The following is a 17,076-nucleotide window of genomic DNA, read 5'->3' on the forward strand; positions in this document are numbered from 1 at the left end:
TCTTAAGCCAAGATCATTCTTCTAACGCGTTTGATATCCGCATCGGTAATCATCGATTCTTTGCGCAAATTACGTTTGCGCTTGGAACTCTTTTTGGTTAGGATATGGCTATGATATGCATGATGCCTTTTAATTTTACCGCTGGCGGTAACGCGAAATCTTTTAGCGGCTCCGCGATTTGATTTCATCTTAGGCATTGTATTAACCCCTTTCTACTTTAATGTCATCACCATGGTCATGTTACGGCCTTCGAATTGCTTTTTTCCTTCAACCTTGGCGATATCGCTTAATTCGTTTTCGATCTTTTCCAGCAATCGTTCGCCAAACTCTTTATGGGCCAGCTCTCTGCCCCGAAAATGCACCGTAAACTTGACCTTATTTTTGTTCATTAAAAATTCGCGCGCATGTTTCAATTTGTATTTCAGATCGTGATCTTCGGTTTTCGGCCGCATGCGAATTTCTTTTACAACAACCGTGTGCTGCTTCTTCTTACTTAATTTCTCTTTTTTACTTTGCTCGTAAACGTATTTCCCGTAATCAAGAATTTTACAAACGGGCGGATTGGCGTTCGGCGCAATTTCCACCAAATCCAGTCCTTTTTCCTGCGCTAATGCTAAAGCCTTATCCAGGGAAACAATACCTACCTGTTTCCCTTCGTCATCAATCAGCCGCACTTCTCTGGCTGTTATGGCTTCGTTAATTCGGTTTTTTTGTGTCAATTGAGCGATAAGCTCTTTCCTCCTCGTTTTTTTCTACTGTTTTAATTCGTCTAAAATTCTATGCTCAAAGTCCTGATATTGCATGGCGCCTAAATCTCCCTCGCCTTTATGGCGCACAGACAAACGTTTTTCTTCAACCTCTTTATCGCCCAGAATAAGCATGTACGGTACTTTTTGTACTTCGGCTTCCCGAATTTTAAAGCCGATTTTTTCGTTGCGCTTATCCACTTCTACTCTCACGCCTTTCAAGCGTAATTGTTCGGCGATTTGATCGGCATAATCAAAGTGCCGGTCCGCAATCGGCAGAACAATGACCTGAAGCGGAGCCAGCCATAATGGGAAAAAGCCGGCATAGTGTTCAATTAAAATGCCAAAGAAACGCTCCAGCGAGCCCAGCAACGCCCGGTGGATGGTAATCGGTCGATACGCCTGGCCATCGGAATCCACAAAAGTCAAATCAAAGCGCTCGGGCAGATTAAAATCGACCTGAATGGTCGAACACTGCCAGCGCCGACCAAGCACGTCTTTAATTTTAATATCAATTTTGGGACCGTAAAAAACGCCTTCGCCCGGATCGATCTGATAATCCATCTCCTTACGCTCCAGAGCGTTCTTTAACGCCTCGGTGGCATGATCCCAGCTTTGTACATCGCCCACAAATTTTTCCGGACGAGTAGAAAGATAAACTTCATAATCCGTAAAACCAAATTTACTTAATACTCTGGAATTCAAATCCAGCACACGGATAATTTCATCCTGCAATTGATCGGGATGGCAATAAATATGCGCGTCGTCCTGCGTAAAGCCCCGCACACGCATCAAGCCGTGCAGCACACCGGAACGCTCATATCGGTAAACGGTTCCCAGTTCCGCAAAGCGCAACGGCAAATCGCGATAACTGCGAATTTTAGATTTATAGATCATCATGTGAAACGGGCAGTTCATGGGCTTAAGCTGGTAAGCCACGTCGTCCACCAACATCGGGCTGTACATGTTCTCCCGATAAAAGCTGGTATGCCCGCTGACCTCCCACAGATGTTCTTTAGCGATGTGCGGCGTGGATACCAGATGATAGCCGCTTTGCAACAACTCTTCTTTCAAATAGGTTTCAATAATGTGACGCATCAACGCGCCTTTGGGATGCCACAAAATCAACCCACTACCGATCTCATCCTGAATGGAAAACAGGTCCAGCTCGCGTCCCAGTTTGCGATGATCGCGCTTTTTGGCTTCTTCGAGGCGGCGCAGATGCTCTTTCAGCATCTTTTTATCGGGATAGTTGGTGGCGTAAATACGCTGAAGCATCTTGTTTTTTTCGTCGCCGTGCCAGTAAGCGCCCGCCACAGAAAGCAACTTAAAGTTTTTACCAAGATATTTAGTGGACGGCACATGAGGTCCGCGACAAAGATCGGTAAATTCTCCCTGACTGTAAGCCGTAATGGTCTCGTCGCGCGAATCGATTTCCTCAATCAGCTCGACCTTCAAATTTTCGTTGATCTTTTTAAAAAAATCGATGGCCTCCTTTGCGCTCATTACTTTTTTCTCTGTAGGTAAATCTTCGTCAACGATTTTGGCCATCTCTTTTTCGATCAGCGGAAAATCTTCCGGCGTAATGGGCCGCTCCAGATCAATATCATAGTAAAAACCATCTTCAATGGGCGGGCCGATTCCTAACTGCGCTTCAGGGAAAAGGCGCTTAATGGCCTGGGCCATCAAATGAGCAGACGAATGCCAGAAGACCTCTCTGCCCTCTTTATCTTTAAAAGTCAATATTTCCAGCTTCCCGGACTCCGTCAGAGGCTCATTTAAGCCAATCACCTGCTCGTTGAAGCGGGCTGCAACCGCCTTTTTTGCCAGGCTGTTGCTGATCTGCCTGGCGATCTCTATCGCGGTAACGCCCGACTCATACTCTTTTTCACTTCCATCGGGAAACGTAATTTTAATTAAGGCCAAATCTATTACCTCTTTCCTTTTTTCGCATAAAAGAAACCACGGGTTAGCCCGTGGTTCACGGTGGGACGGGGGGGATTCGAACTCCCGACCTCTACGATGTCAACGTAGCGCTCTAACCAACTGAGCTACCGCCCCATAAATTCAATTTACAAATTTACATTCTAAAACGAATAAAATCAATACATATTTTATTTAAATCAAAAAAAAAAGCCCTGATGGTGTGATCAGGGCCTGTTAAGTGGGGAGGGAAGGATTCGAACCTCCGAAGGCACTCGGCCGGCAGATTTACAGTCTGCTGCGTTTGACCGCTCCGCAACCTCCCCAATTCATTTGAGATTTCAAATATAATAATTTTGACGCATGCATGTCAACATTTTTTTGAATTCGTACAATTTTTTTCAGGGTTTTTATTTTATGATGCGAATTGCTTTAGAGGTATTTAACGCTTAGACATCGGTACAAATTATTGGTTATGCTGCAATGCAATGGATTAAATGGCATCGTTCGGCAGTTTTTTTACCGATCGGAACCAATGGGCTTATACCGAAAGACTTTTGTCCAGGCGAACCATTTCTGGCGCGGGCTGATGCCTGACGAATAATTTTTTCACCTTTAAATACTGGGCTTTCACTAAAATTTTGGGGATTTCCACGTAGCGTAATTTTAAATACATCAATTTTGCTCTGGGCGTCATAGCCTTTCTCCTGTTTTTTAATCTCTAAATATTATTTTCGGTGGCGAAATACAAAACTTAAAAAATGATGAAAAAAGGGAGTGAAATAGATCAGGAAAATAGCGGGAGTGTGTGGGAGTCGAACCCACCTGTCCCTTAAGCGGGACACACGCGGCTTTGAAGGCCGGGGGGACCACCGGGCCCCATGCACTCCCGAAATGTAATACAATTTCTAAAAAATATTAACATAAAGCAAAATTTGTTTGCAGGAATTGGCAGTTGTTTAGTATTTTCTTTTTAACCATCCAATAAATTGGAGAACAGCATGTTAAAAAAATGTCTTCTCAGCGCAGATCAATTAAAAAAAGATGTAAGCCTTGCAAAAATTAAATTTAACACCACTAAAGATATTCCCCCGCTGGATACGGTAATCGGCCAGGAACGGGCCGTCTCATCCATCAATTTTGCCCTGCAAATGGACAAAAGCGGCTACAATTTATTTGTTTCCGGTCGCTACGGTAGCGGTCGAACAACCATCGTAATGGATCTGGTTAAGCGTTTTGCGCGCCAGGGCCCGCCCCCTCAGGATTGCATAATCATTTACAATTTCGAAGCGCCGGACGAGCCTTACGCCATTTTGATGCCGCCGGGAGAAGGAAGGAGATTTAAAAACCGTTTTCAAAAATTAATTCGCAATTTGCGGCGAGACTTATTGAAATCGCTGGAATCCAAGCAATATGACGATGAGCGGGGCAAGGTGGTCGAAAAATATCAGAAAAAAAAGCAGGAGCTGCTGCAAACCCTGGAAGTAGAAGCCCACGCGCTGGATATTCAAATTCAGCCTTCCAATATGGGTTTTTTAACCATTCCAACTAAAAACGGCAAGCCCCTGAATCAGGAAGAATTCCAGTTATTGCCACACGAAGAACGGGAAAAAATCACCAACAACCTGGCCTATGTCCAAAAACGAATTCAGGAAGTGGTCAAAAACATCAATATTCTCGACCGCGACCTGCACGATGAATTAGAAGACCTGACGCAAAAAACAGCCCGCTTTGTGGTTAACAATCACTTTGCCCACCTGTTAGAAAAATATCATGACTTCCCGGAAATCAAAAACTACCTCCATCAGGCTGCGGAAGACATCATCAAAGATGTGGCCAATTTTCTGGGTAAAAGCGAAAGCGAGTCTCCCCTGCCGCTTCAACAGGGCCCACAGATCGACAAATATCAGGTCAATATCGTGGTGGATAACACCAAACACAATGGCTCGCCGGTGGTTTACGAAACCAACCCCACCTACACCAATCTATTTGGGCGCATTGAAAAAAAGGCTTATCAGGGGTTTGTTTACACCGACTACACAATGATTAAACCCGGTTCGCTGCTCAATGCCAACGGCGGCTATCTGGTGATTGATGCCGAACAACTTTTAAAACATCCATTTGCTTACGAATCGCTCAAAAGGAGCCTGCGTTCGGGTGAATTGCGGATTGAAGATTTTCCTGAACTAATCGGGCTGGCAACCACCACCTCGTTACGACCCAGGCCCATCCCCCTGAAGGTGAAGGTGATCTTAATCGGTCAGGCCTATTTGTATCGTTTACTGCATTCTTATGATGAAGAGTTCGGTAAAATTTTCAAAGTGCGCGCAGATTTTGACGTGGAAGTGAAAGAGACGCCCACCACGGTTAAGCAATACGTTCAATTCATCAGTCGCGTGGTTCATGAAGAAAAGCTGAGGCACTTTGATCGCAGCGGCGTGGAAGCCATCATCGAATACGCCTATCGGCTGGCCGATCACAAAAAGCGCCTGTCCATTCGCTTTGCGGAACTGGTGAGAATCATTCGAGAATCATCCTTCTGGGCGGCGCAAAAAAGGCATAAACTGGTTTCGCGCCAGGATGTGGAAATGGCTATCGACAACCTCATCTATCGCCATAATTTAATCGAAGAAAAAATTCATGAGGCCATCCGCGAACGCACCATCAATATCGATGTCACAGGTTTCAAGGTGGGCGAAATAAACGGCCTGGCGGTTTATGACGTGGGCGATCATGTATTCGGCCGTCCCAACCGCATTACCATTAACACCTACATCGGCTCACGCGGGATCATTAATATCGAACGGGAAGCCAAATTAAGCGGTAAAATCCACGACAAAGGCGTGCTTATTTTAGCCGGCTTTTTTTACGAAAAATTTGGCAACGACATGCCGCTCTCCTTTTCTGCCTCCATTACTTTTGAACAGAGCTATTCCGGTATTGACGGCGACAGCGCCTCTTCAGCTGAATTGTACGCCCTGATCAGCGCCCTTTCCGGCGTGCCTATCAATCAGGGCATCGCCGTTACCGGTTCGGTAAACCAGAAAGGAGAAGTACAGGCCATCGGCGGCGTCAACGAAAAGATCGAAGGTTTTTTTAAGGTTTGCCAGTCGCGCGGCTTGAACGGTCAGCAAGGCGTGATCATTCCTCAGGCCAATGTAAAAAATCTTTTGTTAAAAGATGAAGTCGTTGAAGCGGTAAGGGCCGGCAAATTTCATATCTGGGCGGTTGATAATATTGAGGACGGCCTTTACATCCTTACCGGCCAGAAATGCGGCTTACGTCATAAAGACGGATCGTACACACAAAACTCAATTTTTGAAAAAGTTCGCCAGCGCCTGGTGGAATTTGCCAGACAAACACAGGCCTTCCGCCAACAGATCAGCGAGATGAGCAAAAAAGACCAGGATGACAGTGAAGAGTGAAAAATGAATGGTTTTTTTTAAATTTTAGAGTGATCGGAAGGGTTTAGTGGTTTAGCAGTTTAGAGGTTTAGGATACTTCCTTCGTAGCATCTGTCCCGCCCGGGCGGGATTCGAAAATTTTTGTGCTGCTGGATTGGTTGAATAGTTGGATAGTTGAATAGTTGAATGGTTGAATGGTTGAATGGTCGCCAGCCTGGCATTCCGAATTCCGACCTGGCGGGAAAAGCGCCAGTCCACGTTTTTGTAGGGGCGAAGGATTTCCATCATTATTTTTTCATTGGCCATGTTTTATTTGAAAGCGATTTTTTTCCAGCGCTGCATTGTTCAGGAAATCCTTCGCCCTTACAAGTTCGGTCATTCTTCTTTTATTCTGATTGAGGAGGATCGAGGGGGGGGCTGAAATTCTTCTTTTGTTTCAAAAGTGGAAGAATTTTCTTCCCGCCGATAGCGCCAATCAACGCTATTTTTTTTATTCTTCTGCGAGTATCTGCGAAATCTACGCGAAAAAATTCCTGCCTGCAACTGTGCTACCTCAGAGTGAACTCCTTAAAGACTTCTTACTAATTAGACCAAACCAGTTTGCCCGTTTTGTCAATGTAAGCCACCTTGCCGTTCAACCGTACCAGGGCCAGCCCATTGCGGAAAGGGGAACATGCTTCAAAAGTCTGGCTAATGGCCTGTGTACCAGCGCGGTCGATAAAAATCCACTCGCTTCCCTGTTTAACCGGCGCCAGGTCTTCTGAAAATGAAAGCGCGTAATCGTAGCGAGCGGGAATAACAAAGCGGCCCGTTTTATTAATAAATCCCCAGGTTTTGCCTATTCTAACCGCGGCCAGCCCTTCGGAAAAGTTGGAGGCGTTGTCGAATTGCGCTTCAATGGCAATATTGCCGCTCTTATCTATAAACCCGATCAGGCCCTTTTCCTGAAAACGGGCCATTCCTTCGGAAAAGGAACTGATCCCCTGAAAGGCAGTTTTGATAATCGCATTGCCACTATGATCAACAAAATTACGCTGGACACGCAGCGGGATAATCCCAAGAAATTTTTTAGTGAAATTGACCAGAGCCAGTCCATCGGAAAAAGGATAGGCAAAGGTGTAAGCCGGCTGTATGACCGTTTCATTTTTTTTATTGATAAATCCATAGCCGCGATTAATCCACATAAAAAGAAACTTCTTCCCCATCCTTACCGGCGCTAATCCCTCTTTAAAAGCGAGCGCTTTAGTGTACATGAACGGAATGACCAACGAATCGTTTTTGTTAATATATCCCCAGAAACGACCTTTACGAACGGCGGCCAGCCCATCAGAAAAATCGAGCGCTTCATCGTATTGGGCAGGAATCACTTTTTTGCCCTGAGGATTGATAAATCCCCACTGGTCATAATCACGAAAACGGGCCAGCCCTTCGTTGAATTGACCGCACTCATGAAACTGCGGCGGAATGACTACTTGCCCCTGGCTATCGATAAATCCATGTTTGCCGTCAACTACAATTCGGTAACGAAAATCATTATTCTGAGCCGCTAATGCAGAGATTAAAAAAAGGCTTATTAAAATCCATCTCATTTGTTTCACCTCGTATTTGTTTGTTGTCGGCTATCAATATAAAAGAAAGTTGCATTCCATCAAAACAATTTCATTCCCGCGCAAGCGGGAATCCCTTCCACCCTTTCATGTCATTCCTGCGAAAGCAGGAATCCCTCCCACCTTTCCACGTCATTCCTGCGAAAGCAGGAATCCCTCCCACCCTTCCACGTCATTCCTGCGAAAGCAGGAATCCCTTCCAAAATGCACTGGATTCCGGCTCTCGCTGCGCTCGGCCGGAATGACACTTTATCCCCTCCTGTCAATCCATGTCTTTCACCATAAGATGCGCTTCCGTATTAAAAACAATTTCATCAAGGTCTAAAAAATCCGGATGTTTAAAGAGGAGGTACAGGTACTTTAAAGTTTCCGCAAGAAAGAAGCTTTCCATCGAGTCGGATTTTTCCTTGGTAATAACGTTTTTCAGCGCCGCATATCCGGCTTTGGTTTTGCAATGTTTTTTCAACGAGGCAAAAATCGCACTACCGGCCTCCCGATATTTTTCATCTCGCGTGAAATAATAAAGGTAATAGGTCGATTCAATGAGCTCGGGTCGTAAAAAATAATAGGCGGATACCACTTCCCTCTTCTGGTAATCGAACATTTCCGGCGCCAGGCCGTGATGTTGCCACACCTCAAAATAAGATTGCCACAAACAATCGGCAAAATTTAATTGTTTATCCAGCGCAAGCACCGCCGGAAAAAACGCTTCAAGGGCGCCAAACCATGTACGATGAATTTTGCCGCTTTCCATGTCGGTGCGGCCATACCACAGGCTGTGATTTGTTTCCTGCTTTAAATACCTGTTAACCGCTGCCACGCTGGTTTTCCACATCTGCCACAGTTCCGTATCATCCAGCAGGATGGCGCCTTTTAACAAATATTCGTAGTAGGAATCAATCATTCCTCCAAGATGCGAGGAGCGATCAATCCAGGCCCCGGTTTCCACATTAATGGTTGTCCCCACCAGCCCGATGCTCGATCGCCTTTGATAAAGCGCCTGCACAGCACGTTTGGCTTTTTCAACATACCGTTTGTTTTTAGTTATTCTGGAAAGGGTACCAAACTCAACCATATAGGTACCGATTTCTGCCGGGTTGCTAATTTCTCCGGAAGTTTCGCCAGTAGCCAGATTGACAAACATGTAGGGCATGCCGGTCGGCGAATCAAACACCGGCAAAAGGCGATCGGCCAGATCTGTAGCCAGCCTGAGAAAACACGAGTCGCCTTCCAGTTGATAGGCCGATAGCAATCCGCCCAACAGGCGAATATTAATCTCAAAGGCTTTAACGCTAAAATTTTTGTCAAAATTCAGATGAGTGCAAATCAGCTCTTTGGCCTGTTGCCTTTCGTTTTCCAGGCCCATCAAAATCATGGTGTCATACGCGTCAACCGGAGTCATCAATAAAGATTCTTCATACCAGTTACGCCCTTTTTGACTCACCGGTTTTAAATCGTCCATACCGCGCGCATACTGCCAGTAACCGCGCCAGGCGTGTAAGAATTCGGCTTTAACCGAATCGGCCAGATAATGCTCCGGAGCGGCGTCAGGTTGTTGATCGGGGCTGCAGCTTTGCATGCAAAGTAACAGGCAGGCAAGGGATAAAAAATAAACTCCCAAAAAAACATAACTTTTCATGGCGCTGCCTTTGCTGTTAATAACTCCCCCGCCGCCTGGTCATAAGCGGCGGAAGACAGATTTATTTAATCTAATTCATTCCATATCAGAGCAGCGGCGCCCAAAATGGCCGCATCGCTTTCGGGCAAACCAGAAGGGATTATTTTCACCTTATTTCGGTAAATTGGCAACAGGTTATCTTCCATATATTTTTTAGTGGGAATGAAAATAAAATCCCCGGCCGCCGCCAGCCCGCCAAACAGAACGATGGCTTGCGGACTGAGGTAGGCCACGGCATCCGCCAGCGCCCGCCCCAATATCTGGCCGGTAAAATCAAAACTTTTTAGCGCAATCGGATCGCCTTTTAAGGCCGCATCATAAACCATTTTGGAGGTCAAATCGTTAAAAGGAATGTCGTGTAAAAGACTGGAGCTGTTTTCACTGGCCAGTAATTCAAAAACCGTACGCTTTAACCCCGTGGCAGAAACATACGTTTCAAGACATCCGCGCCTTCCGCAGCCGCATAAACGACCATCTTTTTCCACGATGACATGCCCCATTTCGCCGGCGTAACCATCATGGCCATAAACCAGCTGTCCATTAACGATAATGCCGCTACCCAGCCCGGTGCCCAGCGTAATTTCAATAAAATTTTTCATACCTTTGGCCACTCCAAACAGCATTTCGCCCAGAGCGGCCGCATTGGCGTCGTTGGTCAGGGCTGCCGGAACATTAAGATGCTCCTGTGCCAGAGCCACCAGATTGACGCGATTCCACTTCAGATTGGGCGGTTTTTCAATAAGCCCCGTAAAATAATTTCCATTGGGGGCTCCAATCCCAACACCCAGGATATGTGGCGTAAGCTCATATTGTTTGCAATGTTCATCCAGTTTTTTGAAGATGCGCTCAAATAAATCGGATGCCGGTTTTTCGGATGCGGTTGGTAAATCGAAACGCGCGTGAATTTTAGCATTTTTATCGACCAGCCCTACTTTGGTATTAGTTCCCCCGATGTCAATCCCCAGCACAAAATCATTTGTGGCCATTTAAACTCCCTTATTTCCTGACTTTATCAATCCATTTTAAAACAAAAGTCTGAGCGCCCGGTACAATGCCCATTTTCGCCCACCACCCCCGAACGCGGCACGGCCCTTTCGCCTTTAAAGAATTTATGCAAATATGATTCATTTTCAAGATTAAATACCATGCGCAACGAGTCGATCAACTTTGCCCGCTAAATTAGCGCCGATTGGATCCAACTCTTTTGCTCCTTTCCCAACAAACCGATAAACTTCTTCAGAATTAAACGGGGCCCGTCATTTTGAGAATTCCGACAGGCCGGCCAAAAAAATCAAAGTTGCGAACAATCTCTGCCGCCCCATTTACCCCGCCCGAGGTGAAAAAGGCGGCAAAGAGGTCTCAGGCGGCCTGTTTTTTCTTGTTATATTTTTCCACCAATTCCTGAATAATCTCTTCGTTGAATTTCACCGGATGCTTTTCGCGCAGGGCGTTGAGCAACTCACCTCTGTACCGTTTTCTTTTCTCAACTAACAGGCGATTGCGTACATACGGCTTCACATCTTTAAATTTACTGTTTTTCCACAAATTTCGATGCCGATCAAAATATTCTTTTACTTCCTGATCGCTTATCGGAATGGCCTCGTCGATCAACCGTTTTTGGGCGATCTTTTCCAGTTCGTGCCGATAATTGTAGCGAATGAAGTCCTGATACAACGGGTCCTTATCCAGACCGCGCTCTACGCCGTCGTAATACATCAATTCCGGCGAAATGATCTTGCGCACCATGATGTCAATATCTTCCGGGCGTTCCAGCCGATAGCGTTCATAACGATTGAGTTCGTTGTAGGCTTCCACAAACCCGCCCAGCGACATGGAGTCACGATCGTGTTTAATAAAAATGGCCTCCATATCGTTTTCTTTGATTTTTTGCGGATTAATAGTTCCAAAAACACCTTTTCTTTCGAAGGCGTTAAGCAACGCAGGATAGAGTTCTTTATTGGCAGTCAGATGAAATTTATCAAACAGCGATCGGATGTAATCGCGAATGAATTGATTTTTTGCGGACAGCTGGGCGATTTTTTTCAGCCGTTCCTGTTCAAAATTAAAAGAGCTGACATCCAGTTTTTCTCGGTACATCAAGCGGATGATATGGTAACCAAAATCCGTTTTTACGGGCCTGGAGATTTGTCCCTTTTGCCACAGGCTGAAAGCGGCTTCTTCGTATTCCGGAGCGGCCATACCCGGCACTAAATAATCCGAAAGCACGCCCTCTTTTTTGGCAGTGTATAAATCGTTGGAATATTTCAGAACCAGTTTGTTCCAGTCGGCCCCCTTCATCAAAGCGTCGTAAATGGAATCGGCCAACGATTTTGAAGTAACCAGAATTTGCTGCAGGGTCAAACGGTAGGGCAAACGCTGGTACAAGAGTTCCAGCTTTTTATTGTCCACCTCAAATTTTTCTGGAACAATGGCCTTAAATAGCGGCCCGTTTGGCTTGGTCATTTCTTTAATTTTGATCTTTTTCATGATTTTCAAAAATTCAGGGTCTTCATCCAGCTTTAGCGTTTTTGCTTCTGCCAGCAAATACAATTCATCCAGAAAATAGTGTTTGATGTAGGATTTCAAGAGTTCGGGCGTAATGGCTTTGGCTTTTTTAAAGTCTTTGCTATATTCAAAAGCATGGTCAACGCGCGATGCCCATAAATCAAAAGAGTCAACCATGGCAATCCATTGATGGCGAACCTGTGGCGGCTCCTCTTCTTTTTTACAGGCAGTAACAACGATCAAACTGATCAAAAACAGAACAAGCCCGTTTTTCACCCAAACCATAAATCCACCTCCGTTTAAATTTTTAACACAATTATTTCGTTAACCAGATAAAAAGCCCGTCGCACTATCGCGCCAGCAGCGTCATGGAGAATTTTTCAATTCCGTTTCTGGAACGATCGCTCCCACCGCATTCCTGCTGTCGTTTAACCGCTCTGAATGGGATTAACCATTCATTGCTTTCAAAGACCTTATTTAAAAAGTTTTTCCAGCACTTCCCGCCCGGCATGCAAGGTGTTTTGCAAATCTTCTTCGGAATGGGCGGCAGAAATGAACATGGCCTCAAATTGCGACGGCGCCAGGTAAATGCCTTTGTCCAGCATGCCGCCGAAATATCGGGCAAATAACTCCGTATCGGATTGCGTGGCTTCGTTAAAGTTGCGAACTTCGCCTGGCTTAAAAAACAGGCAGCCCATGGAATTGACATAATTGAGACTTAAAGGGAAATTCTGATTTTCAACATAATGCGCCAGTTCAGAGAAAAACCAGTTGGCTTTTTTATTCAGTTTTTCAAAAAAGCCGGGACGGGAAATGATTTCCAGGGTTTTTAAGCCGGCAGCCATGGCCAGCGGATTGCCAGAAAGGGTGCCCGCCTGATAGACCGCTCCGGCCGGCGAAACCATCTCCATGATTTCTCTTTTACCGCCATAGGCCGCGGCCGGCAGTCCGCCGCCAATCACCTTGCCCATGGTGGTTAAATCTGGCTGGACATTGTAAAGGCTTTGCGCGCCACCTGCATGTACGCGAAAGCCGGTCATCACTTCATCAAAGATCAGCAGGGCGCCATTTTGCGTACACAAATCGCGCAGGCCCTGTAAAAACCCGTCTGCCGGGGGAATAACGCCCATGTTGCCGGCGATGGGTTCCACAATCACGGCTGCGATCTGATTTTTAAATGACTCGAACAGCCGTTCCACCGAATCCAGATCGTTAAACCCGGCCGTTAAAGTTTCTTTAGCCAGCGCGGCAGGAACCCCCGGACTGTTGGGCTCGCCAAAGGTTAAGGCGCCGGAACCGGCTTTGATCAAAAAACTATCGCCATGGCCGTGGTAACATCCTTCAAATTTGATGATCTTGTCGCGCCCGGTAAATCCCCGTGCCAGACGAATGGCGCTCATGGTAGCTTCGGTGCCGGAATTGACCATGCGCACCATTTCAACCGAGGGCACCATTTGCACAATCTTTTCGGCGATTAAGATTTCCAGCTCTGTAGGCGCGCCAAAACTGGTCCCGGATTCGGTTACGCTCTGCAAATACTCCACCACTTCCGGATGAGCGTGCCCTAAGATCAACGGCCCCCACGAGCCCACGTAGTCGATATATTCATTTCCGTCAACATCGCGAATTTTACTGCCCGCTCCGGAGGCAATGAACAACGGGTCTCTGTTGACGCTTTTAAAAGCCCGTACCGGCGAATTTACGCCGCCCGGCAAATACTTTTGCGCTTTACGAAACAATTCTGAACTGCGGTTCATCGAATGTTACTCCCTGCTTGATGTACAATTCTTTTAAAGTTCTGCCAGCCATCTGGCGGCATCTTTGGCGTGGTAGGTTAAAATCAAATCGGCTCCCGCGCGTTTAATGGAAGTCAAAATTTCCAGTGTAACGCGTTTTTCGTCGATCCAGCCCTGCTGCGCCGCCGCCTTGACCATGGAAAACTCGCCGCTCACATTGTAAGCCGCAACCGGCAGTTCGATGCGTTCGCGCACACGGCGAATTACGTCCAGATAGGAGAGCGCAGGCTTGACCATGATGATATCCGCTCCTTCGTTGACGTCCAGGTCTACCTCGTACAGCGCTTCGCGCGCATTGGAAGGGTCCATTTGATAGCTGCGACGGTCGCCAAATTGCGGCGCTGATTCGGCGGCATCGCGAAACGGCCCGTAAAAAGCGGAAGCGTATTTAGCGGCGTAACTCATGATCGGTATCTTTTCAAAACCATTGTCATCCAGCGCTTCGCGAATGGCGCCCACCATACCATCCATCATGCCGGAAGGAGCGACCATGTCGGCGCCTGCTCTGGCATGGGTAAGCACCTGGTTGCCGAGCATTTCCAGAGTGGAATCATTGTCCACATCGCCGTCAACCACCGCGCCGCAATGACCATGATCGGTGTATTCGCAAAAGCAGACATCGGTTATCACGTACATTTCGGGCACGGCGTCTTTTATGGCCTTAACGGCGCGCTGAATAATGCCCTCGTCGTTCATGGCATCGCTGCCCACGGGGTCTTTATGATCCGGAATGCCAAACAAAATGATGGCCGGAATTCCCAGTCGATGCACCTCTTTTACTTCTTCCACCAACAGATCGATTGACCATTGAAAATTGCCCGGCATGGAATGAATGGGATTTTTAACGTTTTTCCCTTCTGTAACAAACAGGGGAAAGATTAAATCGTCAACGCTCAGGTGCGTTTCGCGTACCATCCGACGAATGTTTTCATTTCTTCGTAATCTTCGGGGACGATAATAGGGGGTAAACATAGGCTCTCCTTATTTTTCTTTTAACATTTTTTCGGACGTTTCAAAAGCGGAAAGAACGCTGTCGCCAACGCTGATTCCGCGCCGGAAGTTACCGGCAAAAAAGAGACCGGAAAATTCCTGTTCCAGTTCGTCGAACAGCGCCTGGATTTTTTTGTACCCCAGCGTGTACTGGGGAATGGCTCTGGGCCAGCGACGAATTCTGGTTAAAACCGGCTGCCCATGAAGGCCGACCAGGTCATTCAGGTCTTTTAAAACCAATTCTTTGATCTCTTCGTCATCCTTTAACGCGTTGTCCGGATTGCGCATACCTCCGACAAAGGTGGTAAAGGCCACTTTTCCCTGCGGCGCCCGCTGAGGGAAAATGGTGGAACTGAAAATGGAGCCCAGAATCTGTTTTTTTTCTTTGGCCGGCAACAAAAAGCCAAACCCATCGAGGGCATGCGCCACGTCGTCGCGCTTAAATCCCATAAACACCACCGCAATCGGCGGATGTAACACATCGGCCAGTAATGCCGCCCGCTCTTTTAAAATAGAATTTAAAATTTTAGCCTGAACATAGGTGGGAACCGAAATAACAACCCGTTCAAAAAAACATTCCTGCTCGCCAGAATCCTGCTCCAGAACCACCTTAAATCCCTTTCCGTGCGGGATGACTTCCCGCACTTCACAATTCAGGTGAATTACCTCGCCCAACTGCCGGGCCAGAGCCTGAGGAAAAACCTGCATGCCGTCCAGAAAAGAAAACATTTTAGCGCGATCTTTGGCCACCTCCTGGCGCTTTTTGCGTTCTCGCTTGCCTTTTATCGCTCCTTTGATAAATGATCCGTAATTTTGTTCAAGATTGTACAATTTCGGGAAGGCGGCTGGCGCGCTCAACTGTTCTGGATCGCCGGCGTAAACACCGGCTACAAAGGGATTAATGGCGTAATCCAGAAACTCATCACCCAACCGGTAACGCACATAATCGGCCAGTGAAATGTCATCGACCTCAACCTTTGGCAGAAATGGCTCCTTTAACAACTGCAGCTTCGCCTTCCAGGAGAAGAGTTTAGTTTTAATAAAAGCCGGCGGCGAAAGGGGCAAAGCGTGCAAAAGACCATCGCGCACCACATACCTTTTATTGCTTACATCGCTGGCATAAACCTTTTGCGACTGCAAACCTATCTGATCGATCAACTGACGTAAAACTTGCGAAGTTTCCAGCGTGCTGTTCGGCCCGAGATCGATTAAAAACCCATCCTTTTTTTCGGTGATTACCGAGCCGCCGATGTAATTGTTTTTCTCAAAAACCTGAACATCCACTCCTTGTTGCTTCAGGTAATAGGCCGTGGTCAATCCGGAAATACCGGCGCCAATTACGGCTACTGTCATTTTTTTTCGCTCCTTCGTTTTTGAATCCTTCTACTCGCTATGCATCGTTTTTTCTTGTTTCAAATTCAATTTTGCTTCGTTTCTTTTTGCCCGACCTGATCCGCTGTCAGGCGCTCCAGCACTATTTGACTTAAGGCTTCCATAAACAAAGGCTGGGTATTCAGGGCTTCGATCCGAACATAAGATTCGATGCCCTTTTCCAGAGCCAGGTCGCGGTACAACATGCCTATCTCAAAAATCGTTTCGGAATTATCGGCCACAAAACCCAGCGGAAACACGAACAAACGCTTTACGCCCTGCAAAGCCAGTTCTTCAATCTTTTCCGGCGTGGCCGGCGACAACCAGCGGATTGGCCCTAATTTACTTTGAAAGGACAGATGAAACTTGACACTCCCTTGCGGAAACTTCCGGCGCATCAGGTCCATGGCCTGCTTTATTTCGTCAAAATAGGGATCCCCCGAATGAATGCGCTTCATGGGAATGCTATGGGCGCTGAACAAAACATGCGCCTCGCCGTCAGTTCCTTTTTGCGGTAGATTTTGCCGAAGCTGTTCGGCCATACTTTCAATAAACTTTGGATGGTCGCCAAAGCGATCGATGATCAATACTTTTTCCCGCGGCGTGTTGTATTTTTGCATCAGGCGTCTGGCCTCATTAATTACAGAACCGCTGGTTGTGGTGGAGAAAAAAGGATACATGCTGAGCACAACGATCTTATCAAAACCTTCCTCCGTTACCTTTTGCCACACCTCTTCCATGAACGGATGCCAGTAGCGCATGGCCGGAAATATTTCAAAGCGCTGATCGTTTTTTTCATTTAACAATTGTTTTAAAGCCTGTGCCTGTGCCTGAGTGATTTCCAGCAAGGGCGTTTTACCGCCCAGTTTTTGATAAATCTCTCTGCTCTCCGGCGCGCGTTTTTTGGCTAAAAAACGCACCAGCGGAAGGCGCACAAATTCCGGCAGAGGAATATCGATGATATCCGGGTCCTTAAAAATTTCTAATAAATAAGGTTCAACCGCCTCTAACGAATCCGGCCCGCCCATATTGGCTAAAAGAATGGCTATTTTCATA

At 46.6% G+C, this 17,076-nt stretch carries 14 protein-coding genes and 3 tRNA genes; 2 read left to right on the forward strand and 15 right to left on the reverse strand.

The window, feature by feature from the left end; all coding sequences use genetic code 11:
• Positions 1-2: 2 nt before the first annotated feature.
• From rpmI to Cabys_RS19830, 7 genes are all read right to left on the reverse strand, one after another.
• Positions 3-197 (reverse strand): 50S ribosomal protein L35, encoded by a 195-nt coding sequence (gene rpmI / locus Cabys_RS12400; RefSeq protein ID WP_006930877.1) that lies wholly within the window; start codon positions 195-197, stop codon positions 3-5.
• A gap of 15 nt (positions 198-212) precedes the next feature.
• A complete protein-coding gene (gene infC, locus Cabys_RS12405; RefSeq protein WP_006930878.1) occupies positions 213-719 on the reverse strand; it encodes a translation initiation factor IF-3 in 507 nt (168 codons plus the stop codon).
• A gap of 33 nt (positions 720-752) precedes the next feature.
• Positions 753-2,672: a threonine--tRNA ligase gene (gene thrS / locus Cabys_RS12410; protein ID WP_006930879.1), complete on the reverse strand. Its 1,920-nt coding sequence runs from the start codon at positions 2,670-2,672 to the stop codon at positions 753-755.
• 61 nt (positions 2,673-2,733) lie between these two features.
• Positions 2,734-2,807, reverse strand: a tRNA-Val gene (locus Cabys_RS12415).
• A gap of 104 nt (positions 2,808-2,911) precedes the next feature.
• Positions 2,912-2,995 (reverse strand) — tRNA-Tyr (locus Cabys_RS12420).
• Between the two features lie 215 nt (positions 2,996-3,210).
• Positions 3,211-3,366, reverse strand: a complete 156-nt coding sequence (locus Cabys_RS20090; protein WP_006930880.1) for a hypothetical protein — start codon at positions 3,364-3,366, stop codon at positions 3,211-3,213.
• A 102-nt stretch (positions 3,367-3,468) separates the two neighbouring features.
• Positions 3,469-3,560, reverse strand: a tRNA-Sec gene (locus Cabys_RS19830).
• Between the two features lie 110 nt (positions 3,561-3,670).
• Between Cabys_RS19830 and Cabys_RS12425 the strand changes: the two genes are divergently transcribed.
• Together Cabys_RS12425 and Cabys_RS19835 are read left to right on the forward strand one after the other, a co-directional pair.
• Positions 3,671-6,094 (forward strand): Lon protease family protein, encoded by a 2,424-nt coding sequence (locus tag Cabys_RS12425; protein ID WP_006930881.1) that lies wholly within the window; start codon positions 3,671-3,673, stop codon positions 6,092-6,094.
• Positions 6,095-6,259: 165 nt separating this feature from the next.
• Positions 6,260-6,472: a hypothetical protein gene (locus tag Cabys_RS19835; protein ID WP_150109323.1), complete on the forward strand. Its 213-nt coding sequence runs from the start codon at positions 6,260-6,262 to the stop codon at positions 6,470-6,472.
• 182 nt (positions 6,473-6,654) lie between these two features.
• On the opposite strand, the gene Cabys_RS12430 is transcribed toward Cabys_RS19835, so the two are convergent.
• From Cabys_RS12430 to hemH, 8 genes are all read right to left on the reverse strand, one after another.
• Positions 6,655-7,662 carry a WG repeat-containing protein gene (locus tag Cabys_RS12430; RefSeq protein WP_006930882.1) on the reverse strand — a complete coding sequence of 336 codons (1,008 nt, stop codon included), beginning with the start codon at positions 7,660-7,662 and terminating at the stop codon, positions 6,655-6,657.
• A 280-nt stretch (positions 7,663-7,942) separates the two neighbouring features.
• Complete coding sequence (locus Cabys_RS12435; RefSeq protein WP_006930883.1) at positions 7,943-9,319, reverse strand: glycoside hydrolase family 47 protein; 1,377 nt, start codon at positions 9,317-9,319, stop codon at positions 7,943-7,945.
• 65 nt (positions 9,320-9,384) lie between these two features.
• The gene (locus Cabys_RS12440) at positions 9,385-10,344 is read right to left on the reverse strand and encodes an ROK family protein (protein ID WP_006930884.1); all 960 of its coding nucleotides are present in this window, start codon (positions 10,342-10,344) and stop codon (positions 9,385-9,387) included.
• A gap of 373 nt (positions 10,345-10,717) precedes the next feature.
• Positions 10,718-12,148 carry a peptidylprolyl isomerase gene (locus Cabys_RS12445; RefSeq protein ID WP_006930885.1) on the reverse strand — a complete coding sequence of 477 codons (1,431 nt, stop codon included), beginning with the start codon at positions 12,146-12,148 and terminating at the stop codon, positions 10,718-10,720.
• Positions 12,149-12,336: 188 nt separating this feature from the next.
• A complete protein-coding gene (hemL, locus tag Cabys_RS12450) occupies positions 12,337-13,620 on the reverse strand; it encodes a glutamate-1-semialdehyde 2,1-aminomutase (RefSeq protein WP_006930887.1) in 1,284 nt (427 codons plus the stop codon).
• Between the two features lie 33 nt (positions 13,621-13,653).
• Positions 13,654-14,631: a porphobilinogen synthase gene (gene hemB / locus Cabys_RS12455; protein WP_006930888.1), complete on the reverse strand. Its 978-nt coding sequence runs from the start codon at positions 14,629-14,631 to the stop codon at positions 13,654-13,656.
• 9 nt (positions 14,632-14,640) lie between these two features.
• Complete coding sequence (gene hemG, locus Cabys_RS12460; protein ID WP_006930890.1) at positions 14,641-16,002, reverse strand: protoporphyrinogen oxidase; 1,362 nt, start codon at positions 16,000-16,002, stop codon at positions 14,641-14,643.
• A 65-nt stretch (positions 16,003-16,067) separates the two neighbouring features.
• Positions 16,068-17,075: a ferrochelatase gene (gene hemH, locus Cabys_RS12465; RefSeq protein WP_006930897.1), complete on the reverse strand. Its 1,008-nt coding sequence runs from the start codon at positions 17,073-17,075 to the stop codon at positions 16,068-16,070.
• Position 17,076: the final 1 nt, after the last annotated feature.

Source organism: Caldithrix abyssi DSM 13497, from assembly GCF_001886815.1.
GTDB lineage: Bacteria > Calditrichota > Calditrichia > Calditrichales > Calditrichaceae > Caldithrix > Caldithrix abyssi.

Bases quoted from the DNA above. Each gene is read 5' to 3' on its own strand.
- hemG (WP_006930890.1), bottom strand. From the start codon at position 16,002: ATGACAGTAGCCGTAATTGGCGCCGGTATTTCCGGATTGACCACGGCC.
- hemB (WP_006930888.1), bottom strand. From the start codon at position 14,631: ATGTTTACCCCCTATTATCGTCCCCGAAGATTACGAAGAAATGAAAAC.
- Cabys_RS12445 (WP_006930885.1), bottom strand. From the start codon at position 12,148: ATGGTTTGGGTGAAAAACGGGCTTGTTCTGTTTTTGATCAGTTTGATC.
- hemH (WP_006930897.1), bottom strand. From the start codon at position 17,075: ATGAAAATAGCCATTCTTTTAGCCAATATGGGCGGGCCGGATTCGTTA.
- Cabys_RS19835 (WP_150109323.1), top strand. From the start codon at position 6,260: ATGGTTGAATGGTTGAATGGTCGCCAGCCTGGCATTCCGAATTCCGAC.
- hemL (WP_006930887.1), bottom strand. From the start codon at position 13,620: ATGAACCGCAGTTCAGAATTGTTTCGTAAAGCGCAAAAGTATTTGCCG.
- Cabys_RS12440 (WP_006930884.1), bottom strand. From the start codon at position 10,344: ATGGCCACAAATGATTTTGTGCTGGGGATTGACATCGGGGGAACTAAT.
- Cabys_RS20090 (WP_006930880.1), bottom strand. From the start codon at position 3,366: ATGACGCCCAGAGCAAAATTGATGTATTTAAAATTACGCTACGTGGAA.
- Cabys_RS12435 (WP_006930883.1), bottom strand. From the start codon at position 9,319: ATGAAAAGTTATGTTTTTTTGGGAGTTTATTTTTTATCCCTTGCCTGC.
- Cabys_RS12425 (WP_006930881.1), top strand. From the start codon at position 3,671: ATGTTAAAAAAATGTCTTCTCAGCGCAGATCAATTAAAAAAAGATGTA.
- rpmI (WP_006930877.1), bottom strand. From the start codon at position 197: ATGCCTAAGATGAAATCAAATCGCGGAGCCGCTAAAAGATTTCGCGTT.
- Cabys_RS12430 (WP_006930882.1), bottom strand. From the start codon at position 7,662: ATGAGATGGATTTTAATAAGCCTTTTTTTAATCTCTGCATTAGCGGCT.